The sequence below is a fragment of the Rothia sp. SCPM-O-B-18226 (M350) genome (assembly GCF_058213595.1).
In genome coordinates this window covers 186,530-202,842 of the sequence record NZ_JBYQJS010000002.1, presented here as the reverse complement: position 1 = coordinate 202,842, position 16,313 = coordinate 186,530, and the positions used below count along the sequence as shown (strand labels likewise).

14 protein-coding genes are annotated in these 16,313 nt (G+C 60.8%); 10 read left to right on the top strand and 4 right to left on the bottom strand.

Annotated features, from left to right (window positions below):
* The first annotated feature begins 376 nt into the window (after positions 1 to 376).
* The 8 genes from AC3E6W_RS04910 (at position 377) to AC3E6W_RS04875 (ending at position 7,287) form a co-directional block, all read left to right on the top strand.
* A complete protein-coding gene (locus AC3E6W_RS04910) occupies positions 377 to 1,123 on the top strand; it encodes a DUF6318 family protein (RefSeq protein WP_490652470.1) in 747 nt (248 codons plus the stop codon).
* Between the two features lie 518 nt (positions 1,124 to 1,641).
* Positions 1,642 to 2,304 carry a hypothetical protein gene (locus tag AC3E6W_RS04905; RefSeq protein ID WP_490652469.1) on the top strand — a complete coding sequence of 221 codons (663 nt, stop codon included), beginning with the start codon at positions 1,642 to 1,644 and terminating at the stop codon, positions 2,302 to 2,304.
* A 216-nt stretch (positions 2,305 to 2,520) separates the two neighbouring features.
* A complete protein-coding gene (locus tag AC3E6W_RS04900) occupies positions 2,521 to 2,973 on the top strand; it encodes a DUF6318 family protein (protein WP_490652468.1) in 453 nt (150 codons plus the stop codon).
* A gap of 99 nt (positions 2,974 to 3,072) precedes the next feature.
* Positions 3,073 to 4,086 (top strand): YeiH family protein, encoded by a 1,014-nt coding sequence (locus tag AC3E6W_RS04895; RefSeq protein WP_490652467.1) that lies wholly within the window; start codon positions 3,073 to 3,075, stop codon positions 4,084 to 4,086.
* Positions 4,087 to 4,261: 175 nt separating this feature from the next.
* On the top strand, positions 4,262 to 4,762 hold the full coding sequence (ybaK, locus tag AC3E6W_RS04890) for a Cys-tRNA(Pro) deacylase (RefSeq protein WP_005506356.1): 501 nt from the start codon (positions 4,262 to 4,264) through the stop codon (positions 4,760 to 4,762).
* A gap of 126 nt (positions 4,763 to 4,888) precedes the next feature.
* Complete coding sequence (gene msrB, locus AC3E6W_RS04885; RefSeq protein ID WP_049347611.1) at positions 4,889 to 5,323, top strand: peptide-methionine (R)-S-oxide reductase MsrB; 435 nt, start codon at positions 4,889 to 4,891, stop codon at positions 5,321 to 5,323.
* A 152-nt stretch (positions 5,324 to 5,475) separates the two neighbouring features.
* Positions 5,476 to 6,729, top strand: a complete 1,254-nt coding sequence (locus tag AC3E6W_RS04880) for an HRDC domain-containing protein (protein WP_070649019.1) — start codon at positions 5,476 to 5,478, stop codon at positions 6,727 to 6,729.
* Between the two features lie 24 nt (positions 6,730 to 6,753).
* Positions 6,754 to 7,287 (top strand): Rieske (2Fe-2S) protein, encoded by a 534-nt coding sequence (locus tag AC3E6W_RS04875; protein ID WP_294646516.1) that lies wholly within the window; start codon positions 6,754 to 6,756, stop codon positions 7,285 to 7,287.
* Positions 7,288 to 7,436: 149 nt separating this feature from the next.
* On the opposite strand, the gene dxs is transcribed toward AC3E6W_RS04875, so the two are convergent.
* The 3 genes from dxs to AC3E6W_RS04860 form a co-directional block, all read right to left on the bottom strand.
* A complete protein-coding gene (dxs, locus tag AC3E6W_RS04870) occupies positions 7,437 to 9,509 on the bottom strand; it encodes a 1-deoxy-D-xylulose-5-phosphate synthase (protein ID WP_490652466.1) in 2,073 nt (690 codons plus the stop codon).
* A gap of 220 nt (positions 9,510 to 9,729) precedes the next feature.
* On the bottom strand, positions 9,730 to 11,349 hold the full coding sequence (locus tag AC3E6W_RS04865) for a class I SAM-dependent RNA methyltransferase (RefSeq protein ID WP_490652465.1): 1,620 nt from the start codon (positions 11,347 to 11,349) through the stop codon (positions 9,730 to 9,732).
* Positions 11,350 to 11,601: 252 nt separating this feature from the next.
* Positions 11,602 to 13,668: an APC family permease gene (locus AC3E6W_RS04860; RefSeq protein WP_490652464.1), complete on the bottom strand. Its 2,067-nt coding sequence runs from the start codon at positions 13,666 to 13,668 to the stop codon at positions 11,602 to 11,604.
* A 176-nt stretch (positions 13,669 to 13,844) separates the two neighbouring features.
* Between AC3E6W_RS04860 and AC3E6W_RS04855 the strand changes: the two genes are divergently transcribed.
* A complete protein-coding gene (locus tag AC3E6W_RS04855) occupies positions 13,845 to 14,657 on the top strand; it encodes a potassium channel family protein (RefSeq protein WP_049359769.1) in 813 nt (270 codons plus the stop codon).
* The gene (locus AC3E6W_RS04850) at positions 14,657 to 15,310 is read left to right on the top strand and encodes a potassium channel family protein (protein WP_294646508.1); all 654 of its coding nucleotides are present in this window, start codon (positions 14,657 to 14,659) and stop codon (positions 15,308 to 15,310) included. The genes AC3E6W_RS04855 and AC3E6W_RS04850 overlap by 1 nt, the downstream gene beginning before the upstream one ends.
* Before the next feature lie 118 nt (positions 15,311 to 15,428).
* Here the strand turns inward: AC3E6W_RS04850 and AC3E6W_RS04845 are convergent, their stop codons facing one another.
* A complete protein-coding gene (locus AC3E6W_RS04845; protein WP_490652463.1) occupies positions 15,429 to 16,313 on the bottom strand; it encodes a DUF3159 domain-containing protein in 885 nt (294 codons plus the stop codon).

Genomic DNA, 16,313 nt, shown 5'->3' with positions numbered 1-16,313 from the left:
GCGTGAGCCGCATGAGTTGCCCGCCACATTATGAGTAAGGCGATGCGCCGGATGCAGTTGGCAGGTCTGAGAGGTCGAGGTTGCCTCGCCCCCTCCCCCAATACCCTCTGAACCAACACTTCTCTCAATCAACACTCTCCGAAGACCTACTTGATAGCGAAAGTATTCCAATATCTACATCTAAACTTCACAAACCACAAAAGACTGCAAAAGATGGCAAACATCCTGTAAAGTGGTCTCGGGACCCAAAGCGATGCACCGGTGCATCGACAGCATGGAATACCTAGCCAGAACACTTTCGAGGCACGTCGCCGTACCTACAGAAACATTCTCGACTAGCACATACACACCATCACCGACGATTGGAGCACCCCTAATGGGACCTGAATCCGCTTTGACCCGCCGCACCCTGCTGAGTGGCGGCGCACTATTCAGCTTGACCGGCCTGCTGGCGGCCTGCGGTCAGCAGGCCGCTAATGAGGCTGCAGGCTCGACTTCTTCCGGCGCACCGAGTGAGACCGCTTCGGCAACTGCTGTGGCTACCGATGCGTCTTCGGCCTCAGCCACCCCGAGTCCTGTCATTACCCGAGGCTACTCCGGTGGCTCGAAAGCCCCCGATGGCGAGTACCGCAAGGCGGACGGTTACGGCCCGGCCCAGAATGTCCCGAAGCCCCGCAATGAGCCCGCGCAGTACCCTGAGAATGAAGATGGCATGCAAAGCATGATGAATAATTGGCTAGATGCACACAACTATGGAATGCAGACCGGTGATTGTAGCTATGCCCGGATGTACATGGGAAAAAATACATCGGAATACAAGTTCTACGACTACCTTGAGGGGTTGTATAAGCGCGGTGGCTGGGTCATCGAAGGAACCGATGGTTATCAGCAGGAAGGTGCTTTTACTTTCGACGCGGAGACTAAAGAATATACACTGGTGACCCGTCATCTATGGACGTACGCTATTTATGTTGAACCCGATGGGCATACAACTACAAAGAAAAATACTGCCAATAACGACGACATGTGTGCATTTATCTTTAATTTTAATAATGGGTATTGGAAGATTGTAAATACGCTTTCTCAGCGCGAATTGATTCAAAAGGGGATTTTGAAAAAGTGACTTTTCGTTCCAGTACCCTTGTAAAGCTTCTGCTGTGTTCTACTCTTGTGAATATAAGTTCTTTCTCCGTTATTTACGCGGTGGAGTGTCAGAATCCTAATGGCCATTGTGTACAAATTCCTGGAGATTCCTCAGCCCCTTTGCCACCATCTCGTTCCACTGGTGAAGGGGAAGAAGATAACACTGTAAATGATTCAAAAAGTGATAATACAGGTGTCGAATATGATGCTGAAAAAGCTGCTGAAGAATTTAGGAGAAGGAATGTTGAAACACTGGATGGGATGAACCATAGAATGTTTTTCCCAAAGTATAACAACCAACAATCAGGAAAAGACGTTTGTTATACCGAGGACCAGCGTCCGGGTAAACCCATACGCGTCCTAGAACAACCCGCAACCGGCGAAGCTGCAAACTACAACCTAAAAACCGGGTTCTCAACATACTGCCAACCCAACGATACTAAAACCCTCACCCCCACCAACCCCAAAGAAACCCCCAAGGGACCCACTATCGAAGAAATGCTCCAAGAAATCGAGGACCAATTCGCTAACACCAATATCCAGGCCCCCAAACTAAAACAGTCCTACAACCTCGGCACCGGCCTCGGCGAAAACAACCCCAACGTCTACAAGAACCAAGCCGTCAACTTCTACGTCGACGCACCCACCGCACACTGGGAAGGCGACCTCATGATCGGCCACGTAGAAATCGAATCCTACCCCACCCAAATGACCATCCAATACGGCAACGGTGACGAGGGTAGCTTCTACACCATGGGTAAGCCGGTTAGCAGGGCACGCGGTGAAGAGTCACGCAAGACCGCCACCAGTTATGTGTATAAGCGTTCGGGTAATTTCCATGCCTACGCAACGGTGTCTTACTCTGGTCGTTTCCGGGTGAACGGCGGCGACTGGCAGGCCCTGGATGTCGTGTTGACGAAGGAAACTGTCGACCCGCTACTGATTCGTGTGTGGTGGGTTGATGTGGGACGCGTGGCCGGCTCCTGCGATGAAGACGACACTCGTTGGGGCTGCAAGAATGACCCGACGATGGGCAAGAAGGATAACCCGAACCCGCGCCTACGCAAGGCTGACATCCGTACCGGCCAGCGCTGGCATCTCAACGACAGCGGTGACGGGGACACAGAGTATTCACTGCACCGCGACTGGCCCGACATGTAAAGTCCGCCGCGGGTCTTACGTTGAGAAGCCACATGTTTGCCGAGAAGCCGCTTCTTTGGTGGCTTTTCGAAACACATGTGGCTTCTCATCTATCGGGGTTCTTCCCTTCGGTTGGTTAGTCTTCCGGTTTCTAACCAGCCCCCCCATCTCTTCACACACCACACCGATATGAGGAATACAATTCCATGACTTCCAACCTTATTTACCCGCCGCGCAATGCTGAGCGGCGGTACCCTTCTGGGTCTTGGTGCCCTGCTTGCGGCATGCGGCCATCAGGCAAATAACGAGGCGGCAGCCACCGCCTCCGCAGCGCCGAGCGAAACCGCCTCGGCGTCTGCGGCAGCATCTAACGCTACTTCTGCTTCCGCTACTCCGAGCCCGGTCATTACCCGCGGCTATTCCGGCGGATCAAAGGCACCCGACGGCGAGTACCGCAAAGCTGATGCATATGGTATAGCTCAAAACGTCCCTCTTCCGAAGGCTAAGCCGCAACAGTACCCTGAAACCTTTGCTGGTCTTCGTGAGATGATGACCGATTGGGTCAGAGCCCGTAACTACGGTATTCAGACCGGTGACATGCAGTATGTATGGCCCTATATGCTGGATACCTACGAGAAGGATATTAAGTTCCTCAAGGATATCGAAGGCCTTTATCAGCGCGGAGGCTGAGGTGGCGCGTTCCCCGGGCTGGGTCTGTATTCCTACTTTCTAGTTTAATTTTCTAACAAATAATATTATAATAAGGAGTATTTATTTTCGGAGGTTTTTATGTCATTTCTATCAAAAAATTGGGCAGGACTGTCAGTCTGTCTGATCATTTCTATCATCTCTTGGATTTTAGGAGGATTTCTGCCTGTTGTGGGAGCACCTGTTTTCGCCATTTTTATCGGAATGATTCTCCATCCCTTTCTCACTTCCTATGCACAACTGGATGCCGGCTTGACTTATAGCTCCAAAAAACTGCTTCAGTATGCTGTTATTTTGCTTGGGTTTGGACTCAATATCTCACAAGTTTTCGCAGTTGGAAAATCTTCCCTTCCTGTTATCCTTTCAACTATTTCAATTGCTTTGATTATAGCTTTCTTTTTCCAACGCTTTTTTAACCTTGATACAAAGCTAGCTACCTTGATTGGAGTTGGATCTTCTATCTGTGGCGGTTCTGCCATTGCAGCGACTGCTCCTGTTATTCACGCCAAGGAAAAAGAAGTAGCCCAATCCATTTCTGTTATCTTTTTCTTCAATGTCTTGGCAGCTCTTATCTTTCCAACTCTAGGTTCTTGGCTCCATCTTTCCAACGAAGGTTTTGCTCTCTTTGCGGGTACTGCGGTCAACGATACTTCCTCTGTGACAGCTACTGCTAGTGCCTGGGATAGTCTTTACAATGCAAACACTCTTGAGCCTGCAACTATTGTCAAGCTGACACGTACTCTAGCTATTATCCCTATCGTTCTCTTCCTCTCCTATTATTGGCAAAGCCGTCAACAAGGCAACAACCAAGGAGTGAAGCTTAAAAAAATCTTCCCCGTTTTCATTCTCTACTTTATCCTAGCTTCTCTGATAACTACTCTTCTCACATCTTTCGGTGTCAGCAATAGCTTCTTTTCACCTCTCAAACAACTCTCCATATTCCTCATCATCATGGCTATGAGTGCTATTGGTCTCAAAACCAACCTCATTGCTATGATCAAATCCAGTGGAAAATCCATTCTTCTTGGAGCCCTTTGCTGGATTGCTATCATCCTGACTAGTCTTGGCATGCAATTACTCATCGGTATTTACTAAGAAAAAGGGAGCCTAAAGGCTACCTCAGAACGTAGGCAAATCAGATGGATTTTGGGCTGTTGTTGGCTCGCTTTCTCAAGAGCAGCTGAAGGAAAAAGGGCTACTGAAATAACCCCATAACCATTGAGAAGCCACATGTGTTTCGGCGCATGGTGACTTCCGTAAAATGGTGTCTATGGCTAAGAAAACTAAAGGTAAGAAGAGCGGAGCAGCAACGGCCGCCGTTGCCCTCCTCACCGAGACGAACACCCCCTTCCAGATGCGCGAATACGAGCATGTTGAGGGCGTCACCTCCTTCGGTGAAGAGGCCGCGAAGAACCTCGGCGCCTCCGAGGAGCAGGTGTTCAAGACCCTGCTGATCGTGCACGAGAAGGATTTCGCCGTCGCAATCGTGCCGGTCTCTGGCAAGCTGAACATTAAGGCTGCCGCCGCAGCCCTCGGCTGGAAGAGCGCCTCCATGTGCGACCCGAAGGTCGCTGAGCGCCGCACCGGCTACGTGGTGGGCGGTATTTCTCCGCTGGGTCAGAAGACTCCCTCCCCCACCCTCCTGGACGAAAGCGCCCAGCTCTTCGATACCATCATGGTGTCCGGAGGCAAGCGTGGACTGGACGTCGAGCTCGCCCCCGACGACCTGCTGAAGCTCACCAACGGAAAGTACGCAGATATCCGCGCCTAACAGCCTCGTGCTGCCCCGCGACAGAATATTATCGGCACAGGTTGCGCACCGCGGCGGTTGAGGAAATATACTTCTCCACCGCCGCGTTATGCATGTGTACAGATCAACGATTTAAAGGAGAATCCCATGGGTAACTCGTTGCCGGGTGTCGGCACCATCGCAAAGAATTGGCGTGAAGTCCTCCGCCCCGAAGAATATGCGGTGCTGCGCGAGGGCGGCACGGAGCGTCCCTTCACGGGCGAGTACTGGAACACACACACCGAAGGCATCTACTCCTGCCGGGCCTGCGGCACGGAGCTGTTCCGCTCGGACCAGAAGTTCGACTCGCACTGCGGCTGGCCGTCGTTCTTCGCTCCCCTGGCCGAGGACCGCGTGCGCTACCTGGAAGACACGACGTTCGGCATGCGCCGCGTCGAGGTGCGATGCGCCGCCTGCGACTCGCACCTGGGCCACGTATTCGAGGGTGAGGGCTACCCCACCCCCACCGACCTGCGCTACTGCATTAACTCGGTGTGCCTGACCCTCACTCCGGCCGAGAACGAAAAGGCCGAAGAGGAATAGCATCCAGAAGCGGCCCCGGGGCCACCCAAATTCCCCTAATTCGAGCCTCTCAGCCGGGACGGGTAGAATGGCCTAGTGCCTTTGGGGGCCGGTGTGGCGTGCCCGGGGCGATTTACATGTACAACACCTGAGCGTCAGAAGAGGATGGTTCCATGAGTAGCGCAGCTAAAGCGAACGGTTCGCTGACCCTTCAGGATATTGAGGTTCCCGAGGTTGTTCCGCTGAACACCCCTTCGACGCCGATTCCCACGCTGATTAACACCGAGAGCGGTTTGCGCCGTGCGGCCGAGTCGCTGGCGGCGGCCTCCGGCCCGGTGGCCGTTGATACCGAGCGCGCGCAGGGTATCCGTTACGGTTCGCGCGCGTTCCTAGTGCAGCTCAAGCGCGAGGACAAGCTGTACCTGATCGATCCGGAAGCCTTCTCTGACCTGCGCATCATTAATGATGCGCTGGCCGACGCCGAATGGGTGATTCACGCGGCGATTCAGGACTTCCCGAGCCTCGACATGCTGGGCATGCGCCCCAAGCGTCTATTCGATACCGAGCTGGGTGCTCGCCTGGCGGGCCTGAAACGCGTGAATCTGGGCGCGACGGTTGAGGAGCTTCTGGGCTACAGGCTGGAGAAAAAGCATTCGAAGGAGGACTGGTCGCACCGTCCCCTGCCGGAGTCGTGGCTGAACTACGCGCTACTGGACGTTGACGTGCTCATCGACCTGCGCGACGCCTTGGAGGAGCTACTCCGCAAGCAGGGCAAGCTGCAGTACGCTCAAGAGGAGTTTGCGTACCTGTGCGCATCACCGGTGAAGGACCCCACGGACCAGCCGGAGCGTTGGCGCAAGACGAAGGGCCGCACTGCCCTGCGGTCGGTCAAACAGCTGACGGCGCTGCGTAACCTGTGGGTTGAACGCGATTCGCTGGCCCGCAAGAAGGACATCGATTCGAAGCGGCTACTACCCGATTCCGCGTTGATTGAGGCGGCCCGCACCATGCCCCGCAACGTGCCGGCCGTGATGGCCATCCCCGGTTTTCAGACGCGCGGCCTGCGCCGTGAGGGTCCCCGCTGGGTGCGCGCTATCGCATCCGCGGCCCGCGGCGAGAACGCGGTGCCGTACACCCTGCCCTCGACCGCCCCTCCCCCGTTGAAGGCGTGGGAGTCGAAGCGCCCCGAGAATCTTGCGCTGTTTACCGAGGTTCGCCAGGTGATTGACGACCTCTCAGAGCGCCTGACGATTCCGGCGCAGAACCTGATTACGACCGATTACGTGCGTCGACTGTGCTGGGAGCCTCCGGCCCGTCACGACGAGCAGTCCCTGCGGGATGCGCTGGCCGCCTACGGCGCACGCAACTGGCAGACCGGTCTGGTCGCCCCCGCGATCGCGCCGGTATTCGCGAAGCATTTGGGTTAGCTTTCGCTCAACGAAAGAGGATTTATGTCTACTTCTCAGAATTGTTCCTGCTGCCGGCAGGCGAGCGTTCAGGAGCAGTCCGCTTCGGTGAAGCCCGCGGCGACTGCCGAAACCGACCTTGCGTCGGATGCCGAGAGGGCCTCGTCCCGTCTGTTTTCGCGCCGTGCAACCCTGGTGACCGGGGCCCTGGCCTCCACCGCGGCGCTGGCTTCCTGCGCCGAGGGCGGCGGCACGACGGTGACCGCGCCCGACGGAACCGTGGATATGGCAGCCGCGTCTTCGGTGGGCGTGGGTAAGGCCGCTAAGCTGACCCGCGGCACCACGACCGTGATTGTGGCCCAGCCGTCCGAGGGTCAGTACAAGGCGTACAGCCCCGTGTGCACTCACCAGGGGTGCCAGTTGCAGGTGCAGGATTCGAACCGCATCGTGTGCCCCTGCCATGGTTCGGAGTTCGCGACCGCCGACGGTTCGGTGCTGCACGGCCCGGCGGAGACCCCGCTGAAGACCTACTCGGTGCAGGTGAAAGACGGCCGTATCTTTGTGGGAAACAACAGCTAGGGCTCGTATCCGCCCCGTTTTAGTTTCGTGTGCCGTTGAAGTGCACTGTTGAATTACGCTCTTGAAGTGCACCGTCGAAAACGCAGAAAACCCAGCTACCCGGTCGGGGTAGCTGGGTTTTCTGCGTCTCTAACTTTTACGCGTTACGGCTACGCGGTGTGGCGGGGCTTCTGGCCCTCTTCGCGGGCGAAGGGCACCTTGTCGCCGGCCAGCTGGGCACGCACATCCGCGGCGATTCGCTCGGGGGTCAGGCCAACCTCCTCCAGAATCTGCTCGCGCGATGCGTGCGGGATGAACTCGGCGGGCAGACCCAGCTCGCTCAGGGCCGTATCGACGCCGGCCTCACGCATCTCCTGTCGGATGCGCGCACCCACGCCGCCGGAACGCACGCCGTCCTCGATGGTCACCACGATGCGGTGGTCACGGGCCAGCTCCACGACGGAGGAGGGAACGGGAATGATCCAGCGCGGGTCAATCACGGTGGACTCAATGTCCTCTGCGGCCAGAATCTTGGAAACCTCCAGGGCCACGCGGGCCATGGCGCCCACGGCCACGAAGAGCACGTCGCGCTGGCCGGTCTCGGGATGCGGTTCGCCGGTGCGGGCCAGAACGTCTACACCGTCGGCGCGGCGCTCAATAGCGGGGATGTCCTCGCCCACGGAGCCCTTGGGGTAGCGAATCACGGTGGGTGCGTCGTTGATGGCTACGGCTTCGCGCAGCTCCTCGCGCAGGGTTGCGGCGTCACGCGGGGCGGCCAGGTGCAGCCCGGGGATGAACTGCAGCATCGCCAAGTCCCACATGCCGTGGTGGCTTGCGCCGTCGGGGCCGGTGATGCCGGAGCGGTCCAGGACCACGGTCACGCCGGCCTTGTGCAGTGCCACATCCATGAGCAGCTGGTCGAAACCGCGGTTCAGGAAGGTCGCGTAGAGCGCGACGACCGGATGCATGCCGCCGTAGGCGAGGCCCGCGCTCATGGCGATGGCGTGCTGCTCGGCGATGCCCACGTCAATCACGCGGTCGGGGTGGCGCTTCTGGAACTCGCGCAGACCCACGGGAATGAGCATAGCGCCGGTGATGCCGACGACGTTCTCCTGCTCATCCGCAATATCTGCAATCTCACGGCCAAAGACGCTGGTCCAGGACTCGGCGGTGCTCTTGGAGACGGCATTACCGGTCAGCGGGTCAATCGGGCCGACCGCGTGGAACTGGTCGTCCTTGTTCGCGCGGGCGGGCGCATAACTGTGGCCCTTCTCGGTGATGGCGTGCACGATGACCGGGCCCCCGTAGTTCTTCGCGGCGGTCAGGGCGTTCTCCACAGCCTGCTGATCGTGGCCGTCGATGGGGCCCACGTACTTCATGCCGAGTTCCTCGAAGATACCCTTGGGCACCACCACGTCCTTGATGCCGGCCTTCATGCCGTGCAGGCCTCGGTAAATCATCTGGCCCAGGGCGCCGCCCCGCTGCAGGCCCACGCGCACCGCGTCGAGGGCGCGGTCGTAGCGGTGGTCCAGGCGAACGCGGTCCACCTGCTGCTGCACGCCGTGCTTGAGCTCGGAAAGCTGGTTGGCGAAACCGCCGATGGTGGGCGCGTAGGAGCGGCCGTTATCGTTCACGATGATTACGACCTTGCGGCTACGGTCGGCGGCGATGTTATTCACGGCCTCCCAGGCCATGCCGCCGGTGAGCGCGCCGTCGCCGATGAGCACGACGGTGTAGCGGTCGTCCTCACCGTTAATACGGTTGGCGCGCGAAATGCCGTCGGCCCAGGAGATAGAGCTGGAGGCATGCGAGGAGGCAATAATGTCGTGCTTGGACTCGTTGCGGTCGGGGTAGCCCGAGAGGCCGCCCTTCTGGCGCAGAGTCTTAAACGCATGACGGCCGGTCACGAGCTTGTGCACGTAGGACTGGTGGCCGGTGTCAAAGAGGATGTTGTCCTTGGGGGAATCGAAAATGCGGTGGATGCCAAGGGTCAGCTCCACAACGCCCAGGTTCGGGCCCAGGTGGCCGCCGGTCGCCGAAACGTTCGTCACGATGAACTGGCGAATCTCGTTGGAGAGCTCCTCCAGCTGCTCGTAGCTCAGGTTGCGCAGGTCGGAGGGGTCCTTGATGCCGGGCAGCAGGCGGGCCGTGTGGCCATCGCCAAGGCTGTAATCTACGGTGGGTGCTCCGGGGGTGGCGGCCTTCGGGTTGTTCTCCTGCGGCGACGCATTTTCAGCAGACATACACCCACACTCCTCAAGGGTTCAGGGCACGGCTCATTCCGTGCGTTGGTTCTCCAATGATTTTACCTTTTAAGGGGCTAAAAATCAGATTCGCGTCACCGTCAGGTGAGACGAGTTCTCCCCTCTTCCGACGGCACCCCGGGCAGGTCTGCCGCCAATCGAACGCCGGCCCGCGTCCCGTCCTCCTCTGCCGAAGGACGAGCCGCGGCCAACCCGCCGCCTACTTGCGGCGACGACGCGGGCGAGGCTTTGCCGGTGCCCGCTCGAAGAGCGCCACGCTCTCAACGTGGTGCGTGTTCGGGTACATGTCGAAGGCCCGCAGCTGCACCATATCCCAGCCGAGTTCACGCAGAATACCGGTGTCGCGCCCCAGGGCCGCCGGATCGCAGGCCACGTACAGGATGCGGCCGGGATCCAGAGCGTCCAGGCGCTCCAGGGTGGTGCGGTTGGCGCCCTCACGCGAGGGGTCCAGAACCACGGCGTCAATCGGCGGAATCTGCTCGAAGTCGCGGGCGGTCTTCAGGTCGACCAGGTGGCGCGCCACGTCACCGCGAATCACCTCGATGCGGGTCTGCGCCGAGTTATCGGTGCGGGAGCATCCGTCGGGCGCAAAGTTGGAGCGGGCGTCCTTGTGGGTCACGGGGGAACCCTCGATGCTGATGACCGTTCCGGTGGGTCCCACCGCATCGGCCAGGGCCGCGGTGAACAGGCCCGCTCCGGCGTACAGGTCGAGGGCGCACTCGCCCTCCTGCGGGCGCAGCATGGTCAGCATCGCCGCAATCATGGTCGAAGGAGCCGAACGGTGAATCTGCCAGAAACCGCCGGCCGAAACCTGGTAGCTGAAGCGGCGGGGACCGAAGGTCACCTCCTCGGTCACCGAACGCAGGCCAGCGCCGAGCAGGCGGTCGCTTTCCTCCACGCGGCGGTAGGGTGTGTGGGAAGCGCCGGGACGGCGGCGCTTAGGCTTGCCGTTCGAGGTCGACTCCGGGGTGAAGTAGAGGGACACCTTACGCTTAGCGAGCAGTCCCCAGGCCTCGGTGGCCTGCTCCTCCACCGCGCGCGCAATCTCGTCAATCGAGAAGCGCGGGTCCACGATGAACTGCAGCAGCACCCGGCCGCGGGAGGAGACGGTCGCCTCCACCTCGCGCACACCGCGCAGGTTCAGCTGCTCCAGGTGCAGGTCGCGCAACTCCCTGGCCGCAAGCGGAAAATCAACGACCGGGACCGGCGAGGAGGCGTGGTACGGGTGCATGGCGACGCGCCAGGTCACGACGGGTCGGCCCTCTGCGTTTTCCTCACGCACGCGGGCCACGGCGTAGCGCACGCGGGTTCGCCACGACAGCCCCTCGGAGTTATCGCGCAGGGGCAGCTCCTCGACGGTCAGGTTCGTCAGCAGCGGAGAGGTCAGCGGCAGGCCGCCCAGACGGTGAATCTGGGTGCGCACAATATCGGTCTTGTAGCGGCGCTGCTCATCCAGCGCGAGGTGACCGTACTCCATGCCGCCCAGCAGCTCGGGTACGCCGGTTGCGGCGGCGCGCTCCTCGGCGCTGGCGAGCGCATCGGCCTGAATCCAGGGATGGGGGCGGCGGGCAAGGGAGGGCACGGGAACGTCGATGACGTCCGCGAAGTAGTAGCGGCGCTTGGGGCCGATGGAGGTGATGCGCACGCGAGCCTGCTCGCCGACAACGCCGTGGCGAACGAAGATGACGCCCTCTGCGGTGCGGGCGACGAAGGAGCCTCCGTGGGCGGGTGCTTCACAGGTGACGGTGAGGACTTGGCCGACGCTGTAACCGCCTGCTTCTGTGGAGGCGGCAGCGGGGTCAGTGGTGTGTTGAGTCACGACGTTGTCTCCTAATCATCACTTAATGTGAACTATTTTACACCGAAATATTCGGGGTCTCGGGTTTCGACGCTCCCCGGGGGTGAAGTGCGGTGAAGCCCTCACCGTGCCGGTCCGGGGCATTTGCAGCAGGTGCTTGTAGCAAGGCAATAGGGCGAGCTTTTCAGCGCGGTCCCCTCATGTTTCAGCACGGCTCTTCGGGGCCGCCGTTTTCTAGGGAAGCTCTCGGGAAGTTGCGCTCGCCCGCGTAGCTTAGGATGCAGAATCCTCGTGCAACCGGCCGCGGTAGACCGCATGGCGGTTGCTCTGGGTGAGCTCTCGGCCGCCACCGGCGGGGCGGGTGACGTTCGGTGCCAGGGCGGGGTTCTCTCCCGGGGCGGTCGTCTCCTCGACGACCTCTTCGGACTGCAGGCGCTGATCGGAGATTTCGTCGTACACTTCGTCCTCGTGCATGGCCCACGGCACGGTCGCGGTCATCACGCCCGGCTCGTGCAGCAGCGCCTTCTTCAGGCGGCGCACCGTGCGACGGTGCAGAATACGCTGCCACCAGTGATCCACCACGAATTCGGGCAGGTACACGACCAGAATGTCGCGCGGCGACTTCTTGCGGCGGCGGCGAATGTACGAGACCACGGCCTGCACGGTATCGCGGTAGGGCGAGTCGATGACCGACAGCGGCACGGGGATGTCGAGGGCGTACCAGCGGTTCTTCACGACCTCGAGAGCCGCGCGGTCGTTGTTGACGGTGAGCGCCTCAATCGTCGAGGGGCGCGAGGCACGCGCATACGAGAGGGCACGCACCGCGGGCCTGCGCACGCGTTCCACGTACACGATGGCGTGCACGCGCGAGGGCAGAGCCGCCACATCCGCCACGGACTCGGCGTTCAGCGGCATATCCATGGCTTCATCGACCGTGGCGTAACGGCGGTGAGTGAGCATCATACCTCCAACCATGAGGGCAATCATTCCGAGGGACAGCCAGGCGCCGGCACCGAGCTTCGTGACGATCACCACAACGAGTACGGCGGCGGTGACGGTCACGCCCAGGGCGGACACCGCGATATCGCGCAGGAGGGCGCGGCGGGGCATCTGGGCCAGGGTAACGCGCAGCAGGCGCATGCGGTAACGCACCACGGCCAGCTGCACCATGGCCATGGAGATACACATACCCACAATGTACAGCTGAATCAGGGAGTAGACATCCGAGCCGAAGAGCACGGTGAGCATCGTCGAGAAGCCCGCGAGGGTCAGCACGCCGTTGGTGTACAGGCCGCGGGAATCCACGCTGCGGAAGAAGACGGGCAGGTACTGGTAGTCCGCCAGGGAGGAGGCGATCATGGGGAAGCCGGTGAACGCGGTAATCGAAGCGATAATCAGCACGCCCACAGTCGCAAACACCAGCAGCTGCGCGTAAATCGGGGTGTCGCGGTACACCGCGAGAGCCACCTGGTAGAGGGCGGGCTTCTGGTGGAAGTACTCCCCCGGCGCGCGCCCGTCGATGAAGAGGAATTGGGTCGTGTCATGCACCATGTGCACGTGCGTGAGGTAGGCCAGGCTCAACAGGCCCACCAGCAGAACGGAGGTGATGATGCCCATCATCATCATGGTCAGGGCCGCGTTGTACTTCTTGGGCGGGCGGAAGTAGCGGACCGAATTGGAAATCGTCGACACGCCGGAAAAGGCAACCGCGCCTCCCGAGAAGGAGCGTGCCAGCAGCAGCATGAGCGCCACGCCTTCGGTGGCGTTGCTGCCTAGCTCCGGCACGATGGCGTAGCCGGCGGATTCGGCCACGGGCAGGGCGCCCACGGAGGCACGCACCCAACCAATAATCAGGGTGATTCCCAGTAGCGCCAGGAAGATGTACAGCGGCCAGTGAGCAATCTTGCCCATAAGCTGCAGACCGCGCAGGGCCGTGAGCGTCAGAGCCAGGATGAGCAACACCGCAATCGTTGTGCGCCAATCCTGAATCTCGGGGTACAGGGCCACGAGGAATGTGGCCGCCGAAGACATGGACACCGACACCGTCAGCATGTAGTCCATGAGCGAGGAGGCACCCATCATGACCGAGGGTAGCGCGCCCAGCTTCTTGTGCACCAGCTGAATATCGCCCTCGGCGGCAATCTGGCTGATGTTGTAGCGGTAGGTGCCGATGACCACCAGCCCCACCAGGGCGACCGCCAGGCCAACCCACGGGGAGAACGCGAGCGCCGAAGCACCCGCCGCGGCCAGGGTCAGGATTGTCTGGTCGGCAGCATAGGCCACCGAGGAGATACCGTCGGCACCGAAAAGGGGCAGGGCGTACCGCTTCGGCAGGGTCACTGCCGAAAGGTTCCGCGTGCTGACCGGTCGACCGATCAGGGCGATGCGCATCCTGTCCCAACGATTTCTCACCTATTAAGGCTATCTTCCCGGGCCCCAAAGCTCAATTCAATGAGCGGTTCAATTACACTGGAAGGGTATGCGTTAAAGCGCGTCATCAACACATGGAGAGAAGCATGCCTCACTTTGTCATCATGGGCGCCGGGCGTGTGGGCGTCATGCTGGCCCGCACGCTGGAGGCTTCCGGGCACACGGTTGCCGTCATCGATCAGGATGAGCGCGCCTTCCAGCCGTTGCGCAAGGGTTTTGAGGGTCAGCTGGTGACCGGTGTGGGTTTCGATCAGGAGACCCTCAAGCGCGCCGGAATTACCGAGGCCTACGCCTTTGCCGCCGTCTCGTCGGGTGATAACTCGAACATCATTGCCGCGCGTGTGGCTCGCGAGCTGTTCAAGGTGAAGAACGTGGTGGCTCGCGTGTACGATCCCAACCGCGCCGAATTCTTCCAGCGCATGGGCATCCCCACGGTGGCCTCGGTGCGCTGGTCTACCGATCAGGTGTTGCGCCGTCTGCTGCCCGAGCAGGCCCTGAAGGGTGATTTCCGTGAGCCTTCGGGCCGTCTCATGCTCACCGAGATTCCGCTGGATGACGGCTGGGCCGGCCACGCGCTCGTCGACATTGAGCGTGCCGCCGGGGTGCGCATCGCCTACATCACCCGCTTTGGTGAGGGTATGCTCCCCCGCCCCGATAGCGCCTACCAGCAGGGTGATAGCGTGCACGTGATGATGCGTACCGACGACGTCGCCGATGTGACGCGTATTCTTTCGCGCCCGCCGCGCACCGAGGACGAGGAGGTGGAGTACCGCACCGACGCGAATATGGACTGGTTGCGTTCCGCCACGAGTAAGGCCACCCCTGGATCCGGGACCCCCTCCCTGCCCGATCCCCGCCAGCTCTTTGGCCGCCAGCGCCCGAACCCTAAGGAGAAGTAATGAAGGTACTCATCGTCGGTGCCGGTTCCGTGGGTGCGTCGATTGCCAAGGAGCTCATGATGAACGGACACGACGTGACCATCATCGATTCCAAGCCCGAAGCTAAGAAGCGCGCCGACCTGCCCGGTGTGCGCTGGCATATCGGCGACGCCTGCGAGCTGTCCGTGCTGCGCCAGGTGCACCCAAACAAGGCGGACGTGGTCGTTGCCGCAACCGGTGACGACAAGGCAAACCTGATGGTCTCCCTGCTGGTGCGCAGCGAGTTCGGCGTGCCGCGCACCGTGGCCCGCGTGAATAACCCCCGCAACGAGTGGCTCTTCGACGACTCCTGGGGCGTGGATGTGGCCGTGTCCACCCCGCGCCTGATGACCGCGCTGGTTGAGGAGGCCGTGGAGGTCGGCGACGTCGTGCGTCTGCTGACTCTGCAGGCCGGTGGCGCGACCCTGGCCGAGTACACTGTGCCGGAGGACCACCCCATCATCGGTTACCGTGTGGACCACGTGCAGTGGCCGGCCGATACGGTACTCACCGCGATTCTGCGCGATGGCGCCCCGATTCCGCCGAGCCCCGACGTCGCGCTCGAGGGCGGCGACGAGCTGTTCTTCATCACGACGATTGCCGGTGAGGATCAGATTCGCGCTCTCTTCGCGTAGACTTGCGCGGCGTGGTTATCCCCTAAATTTGAGGATGCGAAAGCCCCGGTCCCCTTACGGACCGGGGCTTTCGCCTTATCTTCTATGAAGCATTCTCTACGAAGGTGCGGGGTGTGTTTTAGCGGTTTTCAGAGCCCTCAGCGCTGTCAGCGCTATTAGCGGTCTCAGGTGCTTCAGCTTCGTCGGCATCGCGAGCCTCGGCGGCCTCTCCCGAGCGCGCCTCGCCCGCGCTCGCCTCTCCGGGGGCCGAAACGCGCCAGGCCAGCCACACGCCCAAAGCGTACAGCGGCAGGCCCATAATCAGGCGGGTGGCGCCCAGCGCCTCCACCGCGTTGGCAAAGTACAGGGGCATCTGCACCGCCAGGCGCAGAAGCATCAGGATCGTAATAATCCAGGTGGCCAGCATGTACTGGCGCACCCGCACCGGGTTCTTCCGCCAGGTCAGGCCCTCGCCGCGAATCACTCCGAAAATCAGGCCCGTAATCGGCCAACGCACCGCCATGGACACCAGGTACCCCAGCGAATACAGGCCGTTCGTCCAGAAACCAACCACAAAGTAGTCGCTCGCGTTACCCGTGCGGTAGGCCGCGAAAGCACAAATCGCCACGCCCACCAGACCGGTCAGGGCGCTCACCAGCTTGGACCCCTGCACCAGGCGAATCAGGGTGAAGGCGGCGGCCGCGACCAGCGCGGCAATCAGCGAAAGGTTCAGTTCCTTCGTCACGGTAAACAACACCAGGAACGCCACCGCGGGCAGGGAGGATTCCACCAGGCCGCGCCAACCGCCGATGGCGTGCAGAACATCCACGTCACCATTGGCGGTGCGGCGCATGTTCGCGCTCATGGAGGCGCTCACCGCCTGCGCGAACTGGTGCGGCGACTCGGACGATTTGGAGGACTCGTTCCGCTCGCTCGCCCGGCCCTGCTGTGCGGCGGATGCGGGCACGGTCTCGCGCGCGGTCTTCTCGGCCTCCCGGTCGGGGCTGGTCGGCTCGGAGCTCAT